Source organism: Streptomyces sp. 17_S59 (assembly GCF_056930295.1).
On sequence record NZ_JBXOWD010000001.1, the window covers coordinates 408,466 to 425,861 of the forward strand.

Here is a 17,396-nt window from a genome sequence, read left to right on the forward strand (position 1 = left end):
CGCTTGCGGCGCAGGTGAGTTGGATCACAGGCCGACTCCCGGCGATCGAACTTGACCGGGGCTATACCCGCGATCTGTGAATTGATGATGCCCAAGAATACGGGACCGCTCTTAGCCCTGCTCGGTGCCGAGATGGTCTCGGTATCGGGGTCGCTGGTGACCCGGGTCGCCCTGCCGTGGTTCGTTCTGGCCACCACGGGATCCGTGGCGCGCATGAGTCTGGTGCTGGCGATCCAGATGCTGTCCATGGCCCTGTGGGGCATACCGGGAGGGGCGCTCGCGGCCCGGCTGGAGACGCGCACCTTCATGCGCCTGGCCGACGGGTCGCGGGCCGTGCTCATCGGGCTGGTGCCGCTGCTGCACTGGCTGGACCGGCTCACCTTCCCGGTGCTGCTGGTGCTCGTCTTCCTGATCGGCGGCTTCTTCACGCCGTACTACGCCTCCCAGCGGGTGCTGCTCCCCGAACTCGTCGGCGACGACGAGCGTCTGCTGGCCCGCAGCAACACCCTGCTGGTGGCGGCGAACCGGGTGACCCTGCTGGTGGGCGCCCCGCTCGGCGGCGTCCTGGTCGCGGCCTTCGGCGCGCAGAAGGTGCTCTGGATCGACGCGGGCAGCTTCCTGGTCTCGTTCCTCCTGATCTCCCTCTTCGTACGGACCGGCGAGGCCGCCCCCGCGACCTCCGGCCGGGGCGAATTACTGGCCGGCATCCGATTCCTGTGGCGGGAACCGGTCCTGCGATTGTGGACGGTGGCCAATATCGCCTTCGAGATGGCATGGCAATGCGTTTTCGCGGCCATCCCCATCCTGGCGTTCTCCCGTTATGACGACGACCCGCGCATCATGGGTGCATTGCTCGCCGTATTCGGCGTGGGAGCCGTCGCGGGAAACGGGCTGACAATCCCCTTGATGAAGTCCGTCAAACCGACCAGGCAGATGATCGTGGGCGCCGTGGCCGAATCCCTGGTGCTCTGGGTCGCCGTCATCGACCTGCATGTGGTGACATTCGGGTCCGTGCTGTTCCTGGGCGGGCTGTTCATGGGATTCGTCGAAGGCCCCACCACCGCCCTTCAGACCAAACGCACGCCCCCGGGACTCCGCCCGCAATCCATGTCCGCGTTTATGACACTGACGCTGGTGGCCGGCTCGTCGGCGCTCAGCGGAGCGGATCACCGCGCGTTTCCTGACCCTGCTCGAAGGCGTGGTGGAAGACCCCGACCGACCGGTCCTCCGGTTCGTCACCGAGATGCCGGGGCTGTCGGACCCCCGGCTCCGGGACGGTCAGGGCTCTTCCTCGTGCACCGTGCACAGGCCCCAGATGACGAAGGCGCACAGGGCCATGAGCACGATCGACCACAGCGGGTAGTAGGGAATGGAAAGGAAGTTGGCGATCAGGATCAGCGCCGCGATGGCCACGCCCAGGATTCTGGCCCACAGGCAGATCCTGAACAGGCCGACGCCGATCATGATTGCCGCGATGCCGAGGAGCAGGTGCACCCAGCCCCAGCCCGCCAGGCTGAACTTGAAGACGTAGTCGGGGGTCTTCACGTACACCGCGTTGTGGAGTATGGCCATGATGCCGCGGAAGAGGTTCAGGAATCCCGCGATGAGGATCATCACGGCCGCGAATACCGTGAGGCCGGTGGCGGCCTTGCACTTTCGGGTGTCGAGATCGGGAGCGGACACCATGATCGCTCTCCTTTGCCTGCGTGTGGCCCGAGGCGCCGGACGCGCCTTTCGTGGCTCGGGCGTACCGGGCCGCTCCCTTCCATCGTCAGCCCCTCCCGTCCGTGATCGCACGCGGGCCCCCGGGCCTGTCTTCACTGCCGGCGTCCGTCCGCTGACGGACGGTGCCGACGGACAGGTCGGGGGCCCGCGAAAGCTCACTTGGCGAGGGGCTGGGTGAAGCGCAGCATGTTGCCGGCGGGGTCGCGGAACGCGCAATCGCGGACGCCGTAGGGCTGGTCCATCGGCTCCTGGAGCACCTCGCCGCCCGCGGTGCTGATGCGCTCGAAGGCGGCGTCGCAGTCGTCCGTCGCGAAGATGACGCCGCGCAGCAGGCCCTTGGCCATCAGCTCCGCCATGGTCTGCCGGTCGGCCGGGGAGGCGTTCGGGTCGGCGAGGGGCGGCTCCAGGACGATGTTGACGTCCGGCTGCGAGGGGGACCCGACGGTCACCCAGCGCATCCCCTCGAACGCGACGTCGTTGCGCACCTCGAAGCCGAGCACGTCGCGGTAGAAGGCCAGCGCCTTGTCGTGGTCGTCGACGGCGATGAAACATTGGGAAAGCTTGATGTCCATGCCGTTCACGCTAGGGCCGGGCGGCGGGTTTCGCTTCTCCGTTCCTGACCGGTCGCGTGTACATCTTGGCGATGCACGGCGGGACGGCGGCGCTGTGATCATGGCTCCGGGCCCGGTAGGCGCTCGGGCTCTCGCCGACCAGCTGGGTGAAGCGCGAGCTGAACGACCCCAGCGACGTACAGCCGACCTCGAAGCAGACCTCGGTCACCGTGAGGTCGCCGCGCCGCAGCAGCGCCTTGGCCCGCTCGATGCGGCGGGTCATCAGGTAGCTGTACGGCGTCTCGCCGAACGCGGCGCGGAAGCTGCGGGAGAAGTGGCCCGGCGACATCAGGGCGCCGCGCGCCAGGGCCGGGACGTCGAGCGGCTGGGCGTAGTCGCGGTCCATCCGGTCGCGGGCGCGCCGCAGCCGGACGAGGTCGTCGAGGTCCTGGCTTCTCACCTGTTCAGTTTCCCACGGGTGAGCAGACCGATCAGGAATGGAGAAGCGCCGGTCGCCGGGCACGCCTAGCCTTGCGGAGACCACGAAGGCGGCGCCCGACGGACGGAGACACGATGAGCAAGGCCAAGAGGACGGACACGCGGCCGCCTGCCCCGCACATCGCCGACAGCCACGATCTGATCCGCGTGCACGGCGCGCGCGAGAACAACCTCAAGGACGTCGGCATCGAGATCCCCAAGCGCCGCCTGACGGTGTTCACGGGCGTCTCCGGCTCGGGCAAGAGCTCACTGGTGTTCGACACGATCGCGGCGGAGTCGCAGCGGCTGATCAACGAGACCTACAGCGCCTTCGTGCAGGGCTTCATGCCGACGCTCGCGCGGCCCGAGGTCGACGTCCTCGAAGGGCTGACGACCGCGATCGTCGTCGACCAGCAGCGGATGGGCGCCGACCCGCGCTCCACGGTGGGCACCGTCACCGACGCCAACGCGATGCTGCGCATCCTCTTCAGCCGGCTCGGTGAGCCGCACATCGGCCCGCCCAGCGCGTTCGCCTTCAACGTCCCCTCGGTCCGGGCGAGCGGCGCGATCACCGTCGAGCGCGGTGCGAGCAAGGCCGAGAAGGTGACCTTCACGCGCACCGGCGGCATGTGCCCGCGCTGCGAGGGCCGGGGCACGGTCACCGATCTCGATCTCACCCGGCTCTACGACGACTCCAAGTCGCTCGCCGAGGGTGCGCTCACCGTCCCCGGCTACAAGGCGGGCGGCTGGAACTACCGGCTCTACAGCGAGTCGGGCTTCTACGACCCGGACAAGCCGATCCGCAAGTTCACGAAGAGGGAGCTGCACGACTTTCTCCACCGCGAGCCGACCAGGATGAAGATCGCGGGCATCAACATGACCTACGAGGGGCTGATCCCGCGGATCCGGAAGTCGATGCTCTCCAAGGACCGGGAGGCGATGCAGCCGCACATCCGGGAGTTCGTGGACCGGGCGGTCACCTTCACCACCTGCCCCGAGTGCGAGGGCACCCGGCTCGGCGAGGGGGCCCGGTCGTCGAAGATCAAGGGGATCGGCATCGCCGACGCCTGTGCGATGCAGATCAGCGACCTGGCCGCATGGGTCCGCGGCCTCGACGAGCCCTCGGTGGCGCCGCTGCTCGCCAAGCTCCGGCACAGCCTCGATTCGTTCACGGAGATCGGCCTCGGCTACCTCTCCGCTCGACCGGCCGTCGGGCACGCTGTCGGGCGGCGAGGCGCAGCGCGTCAAGATGGTCCGCCACCTCGGCTCCCCGCTCACCGACACCACCTACATCTTCGACGAGCCCACCACGGGCCTGCACCCCCACGACATCCAGCGGATGAACGACCTGCTGCTGCGGCTGCGGGACAAGGGCAACACGGTGCTCGTCGTGGAGCACAAGCCGGAGGTGATCGCGATCGCCGACCATGTCGTCGACCTCGGCCCCGGCGCCGGCGCGGAGGGCGGCACCGTCTGCTTCGAGGGCACCGTCGAGGGGCTGCGGGCCGGCGGCACCGTCACCGGCCGCCACTTCGACGACCGGGCCTCCCTCAAGGAGACGGTGCGGACGTCCACCGGCAAGCTGCCGATCCGCGGCGCGACGACGCACAACCTGCGCGGCGTCGACGTCGACGTCCCGCTCGGGGTGCTCTGCGTGATCACCGGAGTCGCCGGCTCCGGCAAGAGTTCGCTGATCCACGGTTCCGTCCCCGCCTCGGAGGGCGTGGTGTCGGTCGACCAGGCGCCCATCCGCGGCTCCAGGCGGAGCAACCCGGCGACGTACACCGGACTGCTCGACCCGATCCGCAAGGCGTTCGCGAAGGCCAACGGCGTGAAGCCGGCGCTGTTCAGCGCCAACTCCGAGGGCGCCTGCCCCACCTGCAACGGCGCCGGAGTCGTCTACACCGACCTGGCGATGATGGCCGACGTGGCCACCACCTGCGAGGAGTGCGAGGGGAAGCGGTTCGAGGCATCGGTCCTCGACTACCGCCTCGGCGGCCGCGACATCAGCGAGGTGCTCGCGATGCCGGTGACCGAGGCCGAGGAGTTCTTCGGCGCCGGGGAGGCGCGCACCCCGGCCGCGCACAGGATCCTGGAGCGGCTCGCCGACGTCGGGCTCGGCTACCTCGGCATCGGCCAGCCGCTCACCACGCTGTCCGGCGGCGAGCGGCAGCGGCTCAAGCTGGCCACGCACATGGCGGACAAGGGCGGCATCTACGTGCTCGACGAACCGACGGCCGGCCTGCACCTCGCCGACGTCGAGCAGCTGCTCGGCCTGCTCGACCGGCTCGTCGACTCCGGTAAGTCGGTCATCGTCGTGGAGCACCACCAGGCGGTGATGGCGCACGCCGACTGGATCATCGACCTCGGGCCCGGCGCCGGCCATGACGGCGGCCGGATCGTCTTCGAGGGCACGCCCGCCGACCTCGTCGCCGCCCGTACCACCCTCACCGGCGAGCACCTCGCGGCTTACGTCGGCGCGCACTGACCGGCGCGTGCCGGTGTGTCCGGGGCGTGGTGGATCGCCGTGCGGGTCGCGGTGAGCGGGAGGCCCGTGCCGCCGTGCCGTGCGGCGACGATCTCCGCGGCGATGGACAGCGCCGTCTCCTGCGCCGTGCGTCCGCCCAGGTCCAGGCCGATGGGTGCGCGCAACCGGGCCAGCTCGATGTCGCCGACGCCGGCTTCGCGCAACCGCCGGACCCGGTCGGCATGGGTCCGGCGCGAGCCCATCGCGCCGACGAAGGCGACCGGAAGGCGCAGGGCGACCCGCAGCAGCGGCACGTCGAACTTGGCGTCGTGGGTGAGGACGCACAGCACGGTCCGCGCGTCGGTGGCGGTGCGGCGCAGGTAGCGGTGCGGCCAGTCGACCACGACGGCGTCCGCCTCGGGGAAGCGGTCCGCCGTGGCGAACACGGGGCGCGCGTCGCACACGGTGACGTGGTAGCCGAGGAACTTGCCGACCCGGACCAGCGCCGCCGTGAAGTCGACCGCCCCGAAGACGATCAGGCGCGGTGGCTCGAGGCTCGGCTCGACCAGGAGCGTCACCCCGCCGGGGCAGTGCGCTCCGTCCTGCGACAGCTCGACGGTGCCGGTGCGGCTCGCGCCGAGCAGCGCATGCGCCTCGGCCGCGGCCGTGCGGTCCAGCTCCGGCCGTCCGCCGAGGCCGCCCTCGGACGATCCGTCGGGCCGGACGAGCAGCATCCCGTCCTGGAGTCCGGCCGGGCCGCGGACGACCCGGGCCAGGGCCACCGCCTCGCCGCGGGCGGCCGCCGCCAGCGCCCGGGCGAGCACGGCCCGGCCCGGTGCGGCCGCGGGGAACGCGGCGGCCACCACCTCGATGGTGCCGCCGCAGGTCAGGCCCACCGCGAAGGCGTCGTCGTCGCTGTATCCGAACCGTTCCCGGAGCACCGTCCCGTCCTGGAGCGCCTGGACGCACAGGTCGTACACCGCCGCTTCCACACAGCCCCCGGAGACCGAGCCGACGGCCCGGCCGCGGCCGTCCACGGCCAGGGCGGCACCGGGGCCGCGCGGGGCGCTGCCGGTCACGGCCACCACGGTGGCGACGGCGAAGTCCCGCCCCTCGGCGGCCCATCGGGCCAGTTCCTCAGCTATGTCCAGCACGGTCCCGTTCCCTCTGTGCGGCCGCGGACATCAGGACGCGGTCGGGCCGGATCGGCAGGTCCCGGTGGCGGACACCGGTCGCATGCCAGACGGCGTTGGCGACCGCCGCCGCGGAACCCACTCCGCCGATCTCGCCGATGCCCTTGATCCCGACCGGGTCGTCCGGGTCCGGGTCGTCCAGCCAGTCCGCCTCGATGGCGGGTACGTCCGCGTGGGCCGCGATGTGATAGCCGGCGAAGTCGGCGTTGACCAGGCCGCCCGAGGCGGTGTCGCGGACGGCCTCCTCGTGCAGGGCCATGGACAGGCCCCAGATCATGCCGCCGGTCAGCTGGCTGCGGGCGGTCAGCGGGTTGATGATCCGGCCCGCGGCGAAGACGCCGAGCATGCGCCGTACGCGGATCTCGCCGGTGCCCGGGTCGACGGCGACCTCGGCGAACTGCGCCCCGTACGCGTGCCGTTCGTACGCGGCGAGGGTGCGCAGCGCCTGCTCCGTGTCGGAACGCACGGTGAGGCCGTCCGGCGGGACGGCGGCGCCGAGAGCGAGGCGCTCCCGCAGCTCGCGTGCCGCGAGCGTGACCGCCCAGCCCCAGGACCGGGTGCCCATGGAGCCGCCGGCCAGCCATGCGTTGCCGAAGTCGCTGTCGCCGATGAGCACCTGCACCCGGTCCGGCGCCACGTCCAGTGCGTCCGCCGCCAGTTGGGTCAGGGCGGTACGCGCTCCCGTCCCGATGTCCGCCGCGGTGATGCGCACGGTGAAGGTGCCGTCCGCGCGGGCCGTCACGGCGGCGGTCGCCGGGAAGGCGCCCGTGAAGAAGGTGGCCGCCGCCGTGCCGGTGCCGACGAGCCAGCGGCCGTCGCGGCGCACACCGGGCCGCGGATCGCGCTCGGACCAGCCGAACCGGCGGGCCCCTTCGGCGAAGCAGTCGAGCAGGCGGCGCCCGGCGAAGGGAAGCCCGGAGACGGGACCGGCGGCGGGTTCGTTGCGGGCGCGCAGGACGATCGGGTCCAGACCGCACCGCTCGGCCAGTTCGTCGAGCGCGCACTCCAGCGCGAACGATCCGGGGGCCTCGCCCGGTGCGCGCATGTAGGTCGGAGTGGGCACGTCGAGACGGACCACGCTGTTGACGGTGCGGTGGCCGCTCGCGTCGTACATGGAACGCCCGTACGCGGCACTCGGTTCGACGAACTCGCGGACCGTGGAGGTGGCGGCGAGCGCCGTGTGCTCCAGGGCACGCAGCCGGCCGTCGGTGCCGGCGCCCAGGCGGACGCGCTGGGCGGTGGGGCTGCGGTGGCCGATGAGCGAGAACATCTGGGGCCGGGTGAGCGCGACGCGGACGGGCCGCCCGAGCAGGGTGGTCGCCATGACGGCGAGGATGAGGTGCGGGCGGACCTGGGCCTTGCAGCCGAAGCCGCCGCCGACGTGCTCGGAGCGCAGGTGCACGGTGGCGGGGTCGAGGCCGAAGAGCTGGGCGAGGTCCTGCGCGGTCGCGTAGGCGCCCTGGGTGGCGTCGACGACTTCGAGGCGCCCGCCGTCCCAGCGTGCCATGGCCGCGTGCGGCTCCATCGGGTTGTGGTGCTCCTCCGCGGTGCTGTACCGGGCGTCCACCACCACGTCGGAGGCGGCGAGTTCGGCCTCCACGTCGCCCTTGTCGGTGCGCGCCGGGCCCACGGCGGTGGCCTCCGGCATGTAGGAGCCGGGGTGCCCGGGGCGGAAGTCCACGTCGTGCGGTTCCGTGTCGTACGTGACGGTGAGCGCCTCCGCGGCTTCCCTGGCCTGTTCGGGGGTCTCGGCCACGACGAAGGCGACCGGCCAGCCCGTGTGCGGCACGCGGTCGTGCTGGAGGACCTGTGCGGTGGCGTCGGGCCCGAAGGTGCCGGCGAAGTCCTCGTTCAGGCGGGGCGCGTTGCCGTGGTGCAGGACCGCGAGCACGCCGGGCATCGTCAGGACGGGAGCGTCGGCCACGGAGCGGATGCGGCCGCGGGCCACGGTGGACACCACGATCCAGCCGTGGGCGAGGTCGGCGGCGGGGAAGTCCGCCGCGTAGCGGGCCGCTCCGGTGACCTTGTCGCGGCCCTCCAGGCGGACGTGCGACGTGCCGACGGCCCTGGTCGTGGTTCCGGTGGTCGCTGCGGTGGTCATCGGGCGGCCTCCTCGGCGAGTTCGGTCAGGACGCCGACGACCAGGTTCCGCATCAGCGGCAGCTTGTAGCCGTTGTGCGGCAGGGGCCTGGCGGCGGCCAGTTCGGCGTCGGCGGCGGCCGCGAACGCCGCGGCCCCGGCCGGGCCCCCGGTCAGGACGCGCTCGGCCTGCCGGGCCCGCCACGGACGGGAGGCGACCGCGCCGAAGGCGAGGCGCACCTCGCGCACGGTGCCGTCCCGGACGCCGAGGGCGGCTGCGAGCGAGCCGATCGCGAAGGCGTACGAGGCGCGCTCGCGCACTTTGCGGTAGCGGGAGGCGGCGGCGACCGGCGCCGGCGGCAGGACGACGCCGGTGACCAGCGCGCCGGGCGGCAGCGCGGTCTCCAGATGCGGGGTGCTTCCCACCGGCCGGTAGAACTCGGCGAGCGGCAACTCCCCCGGTCCGTCGAGGGTTTCGTACGTGACGACCGCGTCGAAGGCGGCCAGGGCCACCGCCATGTCGGAGGGGTGTACGGCCACGCAGTGCGGGGAGGAGCCGAGGACGGCGTGGTTGCGGTGCTCGCCCGTGAGCGCGGCGCAGCCACTGCCCGGTACGCGCTTGTTGCACGGCGCGACCGCATCGGTGAAGTAGCCGCAGCGGGTGCGCTGCAGCAGATTCCCGCCGACCGTGGCCATGTTGCGCAGCTGTCCCGAGGCACCGGCGAGGACGGCCTGTGCCAATGCCGGGAACCGGCGGCGCACTTGGGGATGTGCGGCCAGGTCGCTGTTGGTGACCGTCGCGCCGATGCGCAGGCCACCGTCGGGGGTGGACTCGATCCGGTCGAGGGGAAGGTCGCGCAGGTCGACGAGGAGCGCGGGGCGCTCGACCCCGGTCTTCATCAGGTCGACGAGGTTGGTGCCGCCGCCGAGCGGGCGGGCTCCGGGTTCGTCCCCGAGCAGGGCGAGCGCGTCGGCCACGCCGGCGGCGCGCCGGTAGCGGAACTCCCTCACGCCACCACCGCCTTGGCCTCGGCGTCCTGCTCCTGCGCGGCCCGCGCGACGGCGCGGACGATCGAGGTGTACGCGCCGCAGCGGCACAGGTTGCCGCTCATCCGCTCCCGGATCTCCTCGTCGGTGAGGGCGGGCGGGCCGGCCTCGGGGCGCATGTCGGCGGTGACGGCACTGGGCCAGCCCGCCGCGTGCTCCTCGAGGACCGCGAGGGCCGAGCAGATCTGCCCCGGGGTGCAGAAGCCGCACTGGTAGCCGTCGAGTTCGAGGAACGCCTGCTGCACCGGATGCAGCCGGTCGCCGTCGGCGACGCCCTCGATGGTGGTGATCGCCCGCCCTTCGGCCGCGACGGCGAGTTGCAGGCAGGCCAGGGCGCGGCGGCCGTCGAGCAGCACGGTGCAGGCGCCGCACTGGCCCTGGTCGCAGCCCTTCTTGGGGCCTGTCAGATCGAGCCGCTCGCGCAGCGCGTCGAGCAGGGTGGTGCGGTGGTCGACAGTAAAGGTGTGGGGTTTTCCATTGACGTGCAAGGTGACGACGCTGGACGTCGATGCGGTCATGATGGCCCTCTTCGGCATGACGGGTGAGCACTGCGGAGGGATGGCGCCCGGTCCACCGGCGGCCGTTTCCCACGGCCTCGACTGCCACTAGAGTGAGCTGCAAACGGACAGTCGTCCGGAAACGGTAGTGGATGGTTGGCTGAATACCCCGAATTTAGTGGACAGTTGTCCGCTTAGCAAGGGTGCCGGACCGGGAACGGCCAGAGGGCGAGGGGACGCACGTGCAGACGAGGGTGCCGCAGCAGGACGACGAGCCCCCGCACCGGCGCTCGGACGCCCGGCGCAACCGCGCGCGCATCCTGGAAGTGGCCCTGGCGGAGCTGACCCGCTCGCCCACCGTCGCGCTCAGCGCGATCGCGAAGAAGGCGGGCGTCGGACAGGGAACCTTCTACCGGAACTTCCCCGACCGGGAGTCGCTCATCCTCGAGGTCTACCGCTTCGAGGTCCAGCAGGTCTTCGAGGCCGCCCGCCATCTGCTCGCAACCCGGCCGCCCGAGCAGGCCCTGCGGGAGTGGCTGGACCGCCTCGCCCGCTACGCGTCCGCCAAGGCGGGACTGGCCGACGCGATGCGCGAGGCCACGTGCGCCCCCGCCACTCCGGCGCGCTGGGGCCACGCACCGGTCACGGCCGCCGTCGCCCTCCTCCTGGAGGCCAACGAGAAGGCCGGCACCATCCGCCCCGGGGTGACCCCCGACGACCTCCTGCTCGCCATTGCCGGACTGTGGCACATCGGCACGCACGACGACGCGCACGAGCGCGTCCAGCGCCTCTTCGACCTCGTCACGGACGGACTGCGGGCAGGGGCCCCCGGAGCCCGCCGCGACGGGAACGGCTGATCTCGCCCGGCAGGGCCACCGTCAGCGCCGCACCCTCGGCATCCCCAGCCCGATCCAGGAGATGATCTCCCGCTGGATCTCGTTGTTGCCGCCCCCGAAGGTGAAGATGACGGCGCTGCGGTAGCCGCGCTCCAGTTCGCCGTGCAGGACGGCGCCCGCGGAGCCCTCCTTGAGGGGGCCCGCGGCGCCGAGGACCTCCATCAGCCAGGCGCAGGCGTCGCGGCGCGCCTCGGAGCCGTAGACCTTTGCGGCCGAGGCGTCCTGGGGGGTGAGGGTGCCGCGCTGCAGGGCGTCGACCATCCGCCAGTTGAGGAGCTTCATGGCGTCGAGCCGGATGTGCGTACGGGCGAGCAGGCCGCGCACCCAGGTGAGGTCGATGACGCGGCGGCCGTCGGCGAGCTCGGTGGCGGCGGCCCAGTTCCGGACGTCGCGCAGGGCCCTGATCGCGGTGGTGCCGTGGGCCGCGAGGGTGACCCGCTCGTGATTGAGCTGGGTGGTGATGAGGCGCCAGCCCCGGTTCTCCTCGCCGACGCGGTGCCGGAGGGGGACCCTGACGTTCTCGTAGTAGCTCGCCGTGGTGTCGTGGGAGGCGAGGGTGTTGATCAGGGTGCAGGAGTAGCCGGGGTCGGTCGTGGGGACGAGGAGGATGCTGATGCCCTTGTGCGGCGGGACGCCCTCCTCGACGGGGGCGGTGCGCACGGCGAGCCACACCCAGTCGGCGGTGTCGCCGTTGGTCGTCCAGATCTTCTGCCCGTTGACGACGTAGTGGTCGCCCTCGCGCACCGCGCGGGTGGTGAGGGAGGCGAGGTCGGTGCCCGCGCCCGGCTCGCTGTAGCCGATGGCGAAGTCCAGCTCTCCGGAGAGGATCCCCGGAAGGAAGGACGCCTTCTGCTCGTCGGTGCCGTACTCCATGAGCGTGGGGCCCACGGTGTTGAGCGCCATGAGCGGCAGCGGCACGCCCGCCTGTGCGGCCTCGTCGAAGAAGATGAACTGTTCCATGGGGGTCATGCCGCTGCCCCCGTACTCCACGGGCCAGCCCACCCCGAGGCGGCCGTCCGCGCCGAGGCGGCGGATGGTGCGGCGGTAGAACCGTTTGCGCTCGACGGGGTCGGCGTGCCGGGTGTGGGCGTCGTCGGGCACCAGGTCCGCGAAGTACTCGCGCAGTTCCGCCCGTAAGCGCTGCTGCTGCGGGGTGTACTGGAGATCCACGGGCCCTCCCTGCGGTCGCCGGCCGGTGCCTGCCGTCCGGGCGCCACGGTAGAACGCGTTACAGGAATGAGGAAGGGGTGGCGCGCGGCCGCACACAGCGAAGCGGACCGCGAGCCCCGTCGGGCTTGCGGTCCGCTTCGTCGTGCGGGGAGGGCGGCCGGCCGCCTCAGCGTCCGGCGTGCCTGCGGTGCCGGCCGCCGCCCTGCGCGGGGGCGGGCACGGCCCCGTAGCCGCGCTGCTGCTCCTCCGCCTCCAGCTCGGCCAGCTCCTGGTCCAGGCCGAAACGCTCCAGCAGCGGCACGCGGTACAGCCGCGGCAGCACCCACGCGTGCCAGACGCCGGTGACGAAGAAGATGGCAGAACCGGCGATCAGCACCGAGCCGAAGGTGTCGGTCGGGTAGTGGGCGCCGATGTACATCCGGGAGAAGGCGACGAGCAGCACCGCGAGGACACCGAGGACGGCGACGGTGCGGCGGTGCCGGGAGTTGCGGAAGAGGAAGTACGCGGCGACGGCGGCGGCGACCGTGAAGGCGGTGTGGCCGCTGGGGAAGCTGTTGGAGCCGATCTCCGGGTCCAGCGAGAACTGCCGCGGCGGCCGGTTCCGGGCGACGATGGCCTTGGCGACCTGGGTGCTGTTCCAGCCGATGGCCACCACGAGGAACGTGGAGATCGCACGCACCGGCCGGTGCCGCAGGAACAGCAGCCAGCCGCACCAGACCGCGAGGATGATCACTCCGGCGACCGGCGAGGCGCAGTAGCTGACGCCCTTCATCACCGTGTTCAGCCAGTCGGTGCGGGTGTTGGTCTGGATCGTACGGTCCAGGTCCAGGTCGTGCGGCTGGATCAGCGTGGTGTGCGCGGCGACCAACCCGAGCACGATCGCGACCGCGAACAGCAGGATGGAGTTGCGCAACCAGTGGCGCACGTAGGGCATCGGCGGGGTGTCCTTCGTATCGGTGCTGCGGCTCAGGGGCACTGGCACGGAAACGTACGTGTAAATGGCAAGTACATGCCGCACCAATCTTCGACGCGGCCGTACAGCAAAAACTACACGCGATGCGACATTCACCTGCGGGGCACCGGGGCGGCAGCAGGGCCGGGAACGGGCCACGGCCCCGCACCGACGGGGTCGGCGGGGGCCGCGGCGCGCACGCCGCGAGACCACCGTGTGACAGGGGTCACCAGTTCACCGGGGGGTCGCCCCGCTGCCGCCCTCACTCACCGTACGCACTCGATTCCTGTCCGCCAGAGAGAAGGGTGCGCGCCAGCCGGTCCTGGACCACCCGCAGCGTGGAGGTGGCCCGCCAGGCGAGAGGGGCCGGCCGGCACTAGAGGGGGCCAGACACGGCCGGATATCGATGGCGTGGCCAAATGCCGCCCCTGCAAGACGAGTTCCGCTCGCCACGGAAGCGGTGGACCGTGATACTAATACCGCTGTCAGCGAAGGGCGCAGGAACGCCGTGCGTCAAGAACCGCACGGTCGGTCCGTGCGGCAGAGAGGATCCAAATGATCACACTGATGTCCAAGAAGGAACTGGAGACCATGCGCGAGGCGGGCCGTGTCGTCGCCACGGCCCTCGACGCGGTGCGCAAGAAGGCCGCCGTCGGCGTCTCCCTGCTCGAACTCGACGCGCTTGCCGCCTCCGTGATCGGCGACGCCGGGGCGAAGCCGTCGTTCCTCCACTACCACCCCGGATTCGCCCCCACGCCCTACCCGGGCGTGATCTGCTCCTCGGTCAACGACGCGGTGGTCCACGGCATCCCGACCGACTACCGGCTCGAGGACGGTGACCTGGTCAGCATCGACTGCGGCGCCTCTATCGACGGCCTGCACGGCGACTCCGCCATAAGCTTCGTCGTCGGCGAGGCCCGCCCCGAGGACCTCGAGCTGATCGGGACCACCGAGCGCGCCCTCCAGGCCGGGATCGACGCCCTCCAGGCCGGCGCCAAGATGGGCGACGTCTCGCACGCCATCGGCACGATCGGCCGCAAGGCCGGCTACGGCCTGCTGGCGAACCACGGCGGCCACGGCGTGGGCCGGGCCATGCACCAGGACCCCTTCGTCCCCAACGAGGGCCGTCCCGGCCGGGGGCTGCGGCTGCGCCCCGGGCTGGTGCTGGCGCTGGAGCCCATGTTCATCGCGGGCGGCAAGGATGCCTACCGCACGGCGTCCGACGGCTGGACCCTGTGCACCATCGACGGCAGCCGCGCGGCGCACGCCGAGCACACGGTGGCCATCACCGAGGACGGGCCCGTCATCCTCACGGCCCTCTGACGGCTTCTCATGGTTCCCGGGACACACCCGCCCGGGCTGCCGGCAGGCCCACGGCTGCCCCGGACCACCGTCCGGTATTAGTATCACGCCATGGTTCGTACACCTCTGACGCCGCTCGAGTGGCAGCGCGGCGAGCGGCTGGGCGCCCTCCTGCGGGAGGCCCGTGGCAAGCGGAGCATGGTCCAGGTGGCCGCGGAGGCCGGGCTCTCGCCCGAGACCCTGCGGAAGATCGAGACCGGGCGGGCGCCGACCCCGGCCTTCTTCACCATCGCCGCGCTGGCCTCGGCGCTCGGCATCTCGCTGGACGACATCGCCGCCGCCTGTGCGGAGGAGCCGGTGACCGACCGGGCGCTGACGGCCTGAGATCTACCCGGCCTCCTCCAACCGCTCCTCCGGCATGCCCAGATCCCTGCGGATCACCGACATCAGCTGCCCGGTCCGCTCCCTCAGGTACATGTGGCCGCCCGGCAGGGTCCCGCACCGGAACGGGCCGGAGGTCAGCTTCTCCCACAGGGCCAGGCTCTCCACGGGGACATAGCGGTCCGCGTCCCCGCCTACCGCCGTGACCGGCACCGGCAGCGCGGGCCGTGCCACGGGCGCGTACGTGTCGAAGGCCTCCATATCCGCACGGAGGGTCGGCAGCACGGGGGCCAGGAACTCCCGGTACGACGCGGCCGCCTCGCCGCCCAGCTCCACGGCGTAGGCCACGAGCTGCTCGTCCGGCAGGTCGAAGACCGGGCCCCGGGGGCGTGGCACGCCGGGCGGCACGGCGCTGGAGGCGAACAGGTGCACCGGCGGCATGCCCGACTCCGTCATCGCATGGCTGAGTTCGTAGGCGACCAGCGCACCCAGGCTGTGCCCGAAGAACGCGTACGGGCCGCGCACCGCCTCCAGCAGCGGGTCGATCAGGTCGTCGACGATCCGGTCGACCGAGCGCAGCACCGGTTCGGACCAGCGGGTGCCGCGGCCGGGCAGTTCGACCGAGGAGACCTCGATGCCGGGCCCGAACCGCGGGCCCCAGTGCACATAGGGCGGGGCGATCGCCCCGGCGTACGGCAGGCAGATCAGCTGGAGCGGCGCCTCCGGCCGGGGGTGGGGCGTGTGCAGCCGTCCGGTACCCGTCACCACGTGGCCACCCCCACCATGGCGGGAATGCTCTGCGCGGCCGTATTGAGGAACGTGCCGAACAACGAGATCGAGTAACCAGCGGCCAATACGGTGAACGGCCTGAATCTCCGCGCCTCGACCATGTACGTTGTCGCTCCTCGAACCGAATATGGGCATGCGTATCGAGTCCCGCCCGAGGGCACTCCGAATGGGCCCGTCCATCGGAATCCGGAGGGGCCTGGCATGCAGTCGCTATCCTGCACTGCGTCAACTGGCCCGTGCAAGCGTTGATCTTGGCCAGAATGCATGGCCGTAAATGGCCCCTGAATTCGGCGAAGTCGCCGCCGGGTCAGCCCCACTCCACGACGAACCGGTCCCCCCGCTCCGTCACGTCCGTCCCGAACTCGGCACAGGCGCGCGTGAAGCGGCTGCGGATCCATTCCCGTTCGTCACCGCGCGCCACGACCGTGTGGCAGAAGTCGAGGTACAGCGGGACGGCCTCCAGCCGTACCGGCCGGTGCCGGGCCGGGTCGGGGCCGTCCAGGGTCACCAGGAAGAACAGCCCGAGGTCGTTGCGGAGCACGGGGTCGACGGCGTAGTCGTCGACGAAGTCGCCCATGTCGTAGAGGCAGCGGTCGGCCACGCCGTGGAAGACGTGGGCGGAGTGCCCCGCGACCAGGGTGGCGCCCGCGGCCAGCAGCTCGGATGCGGCCCGCCGCACATAAACCGGCGGGGCCGAGGTCATGTTGGGTCCCCAGTGCGGGGTGACCAGCACGGCGTCGGCCTCCTGGGCCGCCCCGGCCACCAGGTCCGTGAGCCAGCCCGGTACACCGTGGTGGAGGTCCGCGAAGGCGACGCCGGGGCGGCCTTCGCCGGCCGCATAGTCCTCCGGGTGATCGGTGGCGCCGACGACCGCCAGCCGCACGCCGCGCGCCGACAGCACGGCGACATCGCGGGCCGCGGCCGGATCGGGCCCCGCTCCGACCGTGCGGACACCGGCCCGGGTGAGCAGGGTGCGGGTGTCCGCCAAGGCGTCGAATCCGTAGTCGAGGGCGTGGTTGTTGGCCAGGGTCACGCAGTCCACGCCCAGCTCGGCGAGGACGGTCGCCGTGGCCGGCGGGGCGCGGAAGAAGAACGGCTTGCCCGGCGCCTGCCAGCGCTCGCCACGGTCCGAGACGCAGCACTCCAGATTGAGCACGAGCAGGTCGGCTCCGGCGAGGACGTCCCTCAGCTCCCGGGACAGAATCGTGCCCGCCTCGGGCGCCTCCTCCAGCCGCTCGGCGACACTGCGCCCCAGCATGGTGTCGCCGGCCAGGCCCAGGGTGATCGTCACCGTCCGCCCCGCCTTCGTGCCTCTTCTTCACCGTAACGCCGACCGGCCGGTGCGTGCGATACCGCGACGCCGTGCGGGGCGCGGCCGGCTCGCCGCCGGTCCGCGCCCCGCTCCTCAGCAGCCCCGGGCCCCCTCAGGCCCGGCGCCGACCCGGGCCCCTCAGCCCCGGTCGTCCCCGGCCGGGCCGACCGCCGAGGTGAATCCTGCGAAGGGAGGCGGTTCTTCCTCGGGTGTGCGGCCCTGCGTGCCATCACCCTTGCGCGAAGGGCGCGTTCGGGCGGGTCACACCACGACTCTGTCAGTGGCACCGAGTGCCATCAAGCGTGGCCCGGTGCCAACTGTTGCGAATCTTCGGCACGGGTTCTGCCAATACTGTGAATGATCGACGGGGCGGCCGGGGTCGGCACCGGCGCGGGCGCGGCGCCGGGAACCCATTCGGCCGGGAGGACCGTTTTCCCTGTACAAGGGTCAACGTTAAGAAAACGTAGAATGCATAGGGCATTACGAGAGCGGATCGCACATGTTCGGACAGGCTGGCCTGAAAGTAGCGTTGACGTGCGGGCTACGTATTCGTTCGAA

15 protein-coding genes and 2 pseudogenes are annotated in these 17,396 nt (G+C 71.8%); 5 read left to right on the forward strand and 12 right to left on the reverse strand.

The window, feature by feature from the left end; translation table 11 throughout:
- Nucleotides 1-132 precede the first annotated feature (132 nt).
- Nucleotides 133-1,134 (forward strand): annotated as a pseudogene (locus AC1Z4A_RS01840) (MFS transporter); the annotation flags it as partial.
- Nucleotides 1,135-1,278: 144 nt separating this feature from the next.
- Here the strand turns inward: AC1Z4A_RS01840 and AC1Z4A_RS01845 are convergent.
- From AC1Z4A_RS01845 to AC1Z4A_RS01855, 3 genes are all read right to left on the reverse strand, one after another.
- On the reverse strand, nucleotides 1,279-1,686 hold the full coding sequence (locus AC1Z4A_RS01845; RefSeq protein WP_483683476.1) for a DUF7144 family membrane protein: 408 nt from the start codon (nucleotides 1,684-1,686) through the stop codon (nucleotides 1,279-1,281).
- 194 nt (nucleotides 1,687-1,880) lie between these two features.
- Nucleotides 1,881-2,297 (reverse strand): VOC family protein, encoded by a 417-nt coding sequence (locus AC1Z4A_RS01850; RefSeq protein WP_483676050.1) that lies wholly within the window; start codon nucleotides 2,295-2,297, stop codon nucleotides 1,881-1,883.
- Between the two features lie 10 nt (nucleotides 2,298-2,307).
- Nucleotides 2,308-2,682: a helix-turn-helix transcriptional regulator gene (locus AC1Z4A_RS01855; RefSeq protein ID WP_483683477.1), complete on the reverse strand. Its 375-nt coding sequence runs from the start codon at nucleotides 2,680-2,682 to the stop codon at nucleotides 2,308-2,310.
- Between the two features lie 167 nt (nucleotides 2,683-2,849).
- Between AC1Z4A_RS01855 and AC1Z4A_RS01860 the strand changes: the two are divergent.
- Nucleotides 2,850-5,241 (forward strand): annotated as a pseudogene (locus AC1Z4A_RS01860) (ATP-binding cassette domain-containing protein).
- Here AC1Z4A_RS01860 and AC1Z4A_RS01865 read toward each other — a convergent pair.
- Genes AC1Z4A_RS01865 through AC1Z4A_RS01880 form a run of 4 tightly spaced genes read right to left on the reverse strand, consistent with a single transcriptional unit; the run spans nucleotide 5,223 to nucleotide 10,057 of the window.
- A complete protein-coding gene (locus AC1Z4A_RS01865; protein WP_483676051.1) occupies nucleotides 5,223-6,374 on the reverse strand; it encodes an XdhC family protein in 1,152 nt (383 codons plus the stop codon). The pseudogene AC1Z4A_RS01860 and the gene AC1Z4A_RS01865 overlap by 19 nt on opposite strands.
- Nucleotides 6,358-8,514, reverse strand: a complete 2,157-nt coding sequence (locus AC1Z4A_RS01870; RefSeq protein WP_483676052.1) for a xanthine dehydrogenase family protein molybdopterin-binding subunit — start codon at nucleotides 8,512-8,514, stop codon at nucleotides 6,358-6,360. Before AC1Z4A_RS01870 ends, AC1Z4A_RS01865 begins: the two co-directional genes overlap by 17 nt.
- Nucleotides 8,511-9,503: an FAD binding domain-containing protein gene (locus AC1Z4A_RS01875; RefSeq protein WP_483676053.1), complete on the reverse strand. Its 993-nt coding sequence runs from the start codon at nucleotides 9,501-9,503 to the stop codon at nucleotides 8,511-8,513. Before AC1Z4A_RS01875 ends, AC1Z4A_RS01870 begins: the two co-directional genes overlap by 4 nt.
- On the reverse strand, nucleotides 9,500-10,057 hold the full coding sequence (locus tag AC1Z4A_RS01880; protein ID WP_483676054.1) for a (2Fe-2S)-binding protein: 558 nt from the start codon (nucleotides 10,055-10,057) through the stop codon (nucleotides 9,500-9,502). Before AC1Z4A_RS01880 ends, AC1Z4A_RS01875 begins: the two co-directional genes overlap by 4 nt.
- A 221-nt stretch (nucleotides 10,058-10,278) precedes the next feature.
- Between AC1Z4A_RS01880 and AC1Z4A_RS01885 the strand changes: the two genes are divergently transcribed.
- On the forward strand, nucleotides 10,279-10,893 hold the full coding sequence (locus AC1Z4A_RS01885; RefSeq protein WP_483676055.1) for a TetR/AcrR family transcriptional regulator: 615 nt from the start codon (nucleotides 10,279-10,281) through the stop codon (nucleotides 10,891-10,893).
- A gap of 21 nt (nucleotides 10,894-10,914) precedes the next feature.
- Here the strand turns inward: AC1Z4A_RS01885 and AC1Z4A_RS01890 are convergent, their stop codons facing one another.
- Complete coding sequence (locus tag AC1Z4A_RS01890) at nucleotides 10,915-12,102, reverse strand: acyl-CoA dehydrogenase family protein (protein WP_483676056.1); 1,188 nt, start codon at nucleotides 12,100-12,102, stop codon at nucleotides 10,915-10,917.
- Nucleotides 12,103-12,268: 166 nt separating this feature from the next.
- On the reverse strand, nucleotides 12,269-13,036 hold the full coding sequence (locus tag AC1Z4A_RS01895) for a phosphatase PAP2 family protein (RefSeq protein ID WP_483676057.1): 768 nt from the start codon (nucleotides 13,034-13,036) through the stop codon (nucleotides 12,269-12,271).
- Between the two features lie 573 nt (nucleotides 13,037-13,609).
- On the opposite strand from AC1Z4A_RS01895, the gene map reads away from it, so the two are divergent.
- On the forward strand, nucleotides 13,610-14,377 hold the full coding sequence (gene map / locus AC1Z4A_RS01900) for a type I methionyl aminopeptidase (protein ID WP_483676058.1): 768 nt from the start codon (nucleotides 13,610-13,612) through the stop codon (nucleotides 14,375-14,377).
- Nucleotides 14,378-14,467: 90 nt separating this feature from the next.
- Nucleotides 14,468-14,740, forward strand: a complete 273-nt coding sequence (locus AC1Z4A_RS01905; RefSeq protein WP_483676059.1) for a helix-turn-helix domain-containing protein — start codon at nucleotides 14,468-14,470, stop codon at nucleotides 14,738-14,740.
- Nucleotides 14,741-14,743: 3 nt separating this feature from the next.
- On the opposite strand, the gene AC1Z4A_RS01910 is transcribed toward AC1Z4A_RS01905, so the two are convergent.
- From AC1Z4A_RS01910 to AC1Z4A_RS01920, 3 genes are all read right to left on the reverse strand, one after another.
- Nucleotides 14,744-15,505: a thioesterase II family protein gene (locus AC1Z4A_RS01910; protein WP_483676060.1), complete on the reverse strand. Its 762-nt coding sequence runs from the start codon at nucleotides 15,503-15,505 to the stop codon at nucleotides 14,744-14,746.
- A complete protein-coding gene (locus AC1Z4A_RS01915; protein ID WP_483676061.1) occupies nucleotides 15,499-15,627 on the reverse strand; it encodes a hypothetical protein in 129 nt (42 codons plus the stop codon). The genes AC1Z4A_RS01910 and AC1Z4A_RS01915 overlap by 7 nt, the downstream gene beginning before the upstream one ends.
- Before the next feature lie 206 nt (nucleotides 15,628-15,833).
- Entirely contained in the window at nucleotides 15,834-16,817 is a 984-nt protein-coding gene (locus AC1Z4A_RS01920) for a CapA family protein (protein ID WP_483676062.1), read from the reverse strand.
- Nucleotides 16,818-17,396: the final 579 nt, after the last annotated feature.

What these genes read in the sequence shown, in the direction of transcription:
- AC1Z4A_RS01880 (WP_483676054.1), bottom strand. Translation starts at nt 10,057, where the DNA reads ATGACCGCATCGACGTCCAGCGTCGTCACCTTGCACGTCAATGGAAAA.
- AC1Z4A_RS01895 (WP_483676057.1), bottom strand. Translation starts at nt 13,036, where the DNA reads ATGCCCTACGTGCGCCACTGGTTGCGCAACTCCATCCTGCTGTTCGCG.
- AC1Z4A_RS01845 (WP_483683476.1), bottom strand. Translation starts at nt 1,686, where the DNA reads ATGGTGTCCGCTCCCGATCTCGACACCCGAAAGTGCAAGGCCGCCACC.
- map (WP_483676058.1), top strand. Translation starts at nt 13,610, where the DNA reads ATGATCACACTGATGTCCAAGAAGGAACTGGAGACCATGCGCGAGGCG.
- AC1Z4A_RS01870 (WP_483676052.1), bottom strand. Translation starts at nt 8,514, where the DNA reads ATGACCACCGCAGCGACCACCGGAACCACGACCAGGGCCGTCGGCACG.
- AC1Z4A_RS01855 (WP_483683477.1), bottom strand. Translation starts at nt 2,682, where the DNA reads ATGGACCGCGACTACGCCCAGCCGCTCGACGTCCCGGCCCTGGCGCGC.
- AC1Z4A_RS01915 (WP_483676061.1), bottom strand. Translation starts at nt 15,627, where the DNA reads ATGGTCGAGGCGCGGAGATTCAGGCCGTTCACCGTATTGGCCGCTGGT.
- AC1Z4A_RS01905 (WP_483676059.1), top strand. Translation starts at nt 14,468, where the DNA reads ATGGTTCGTACACCTCTGACGCCGCTCGAGTGGCAGCGCGGCGAGCGG.
- AC1Z4A_RS01850 (WP_483676050.1), bottom strand. Translation starts at nt 2,297, where the DNA reads ATGGACATCAAGCTTTCCCAATGTTTCATCGCCGTCGACGACCACGAC.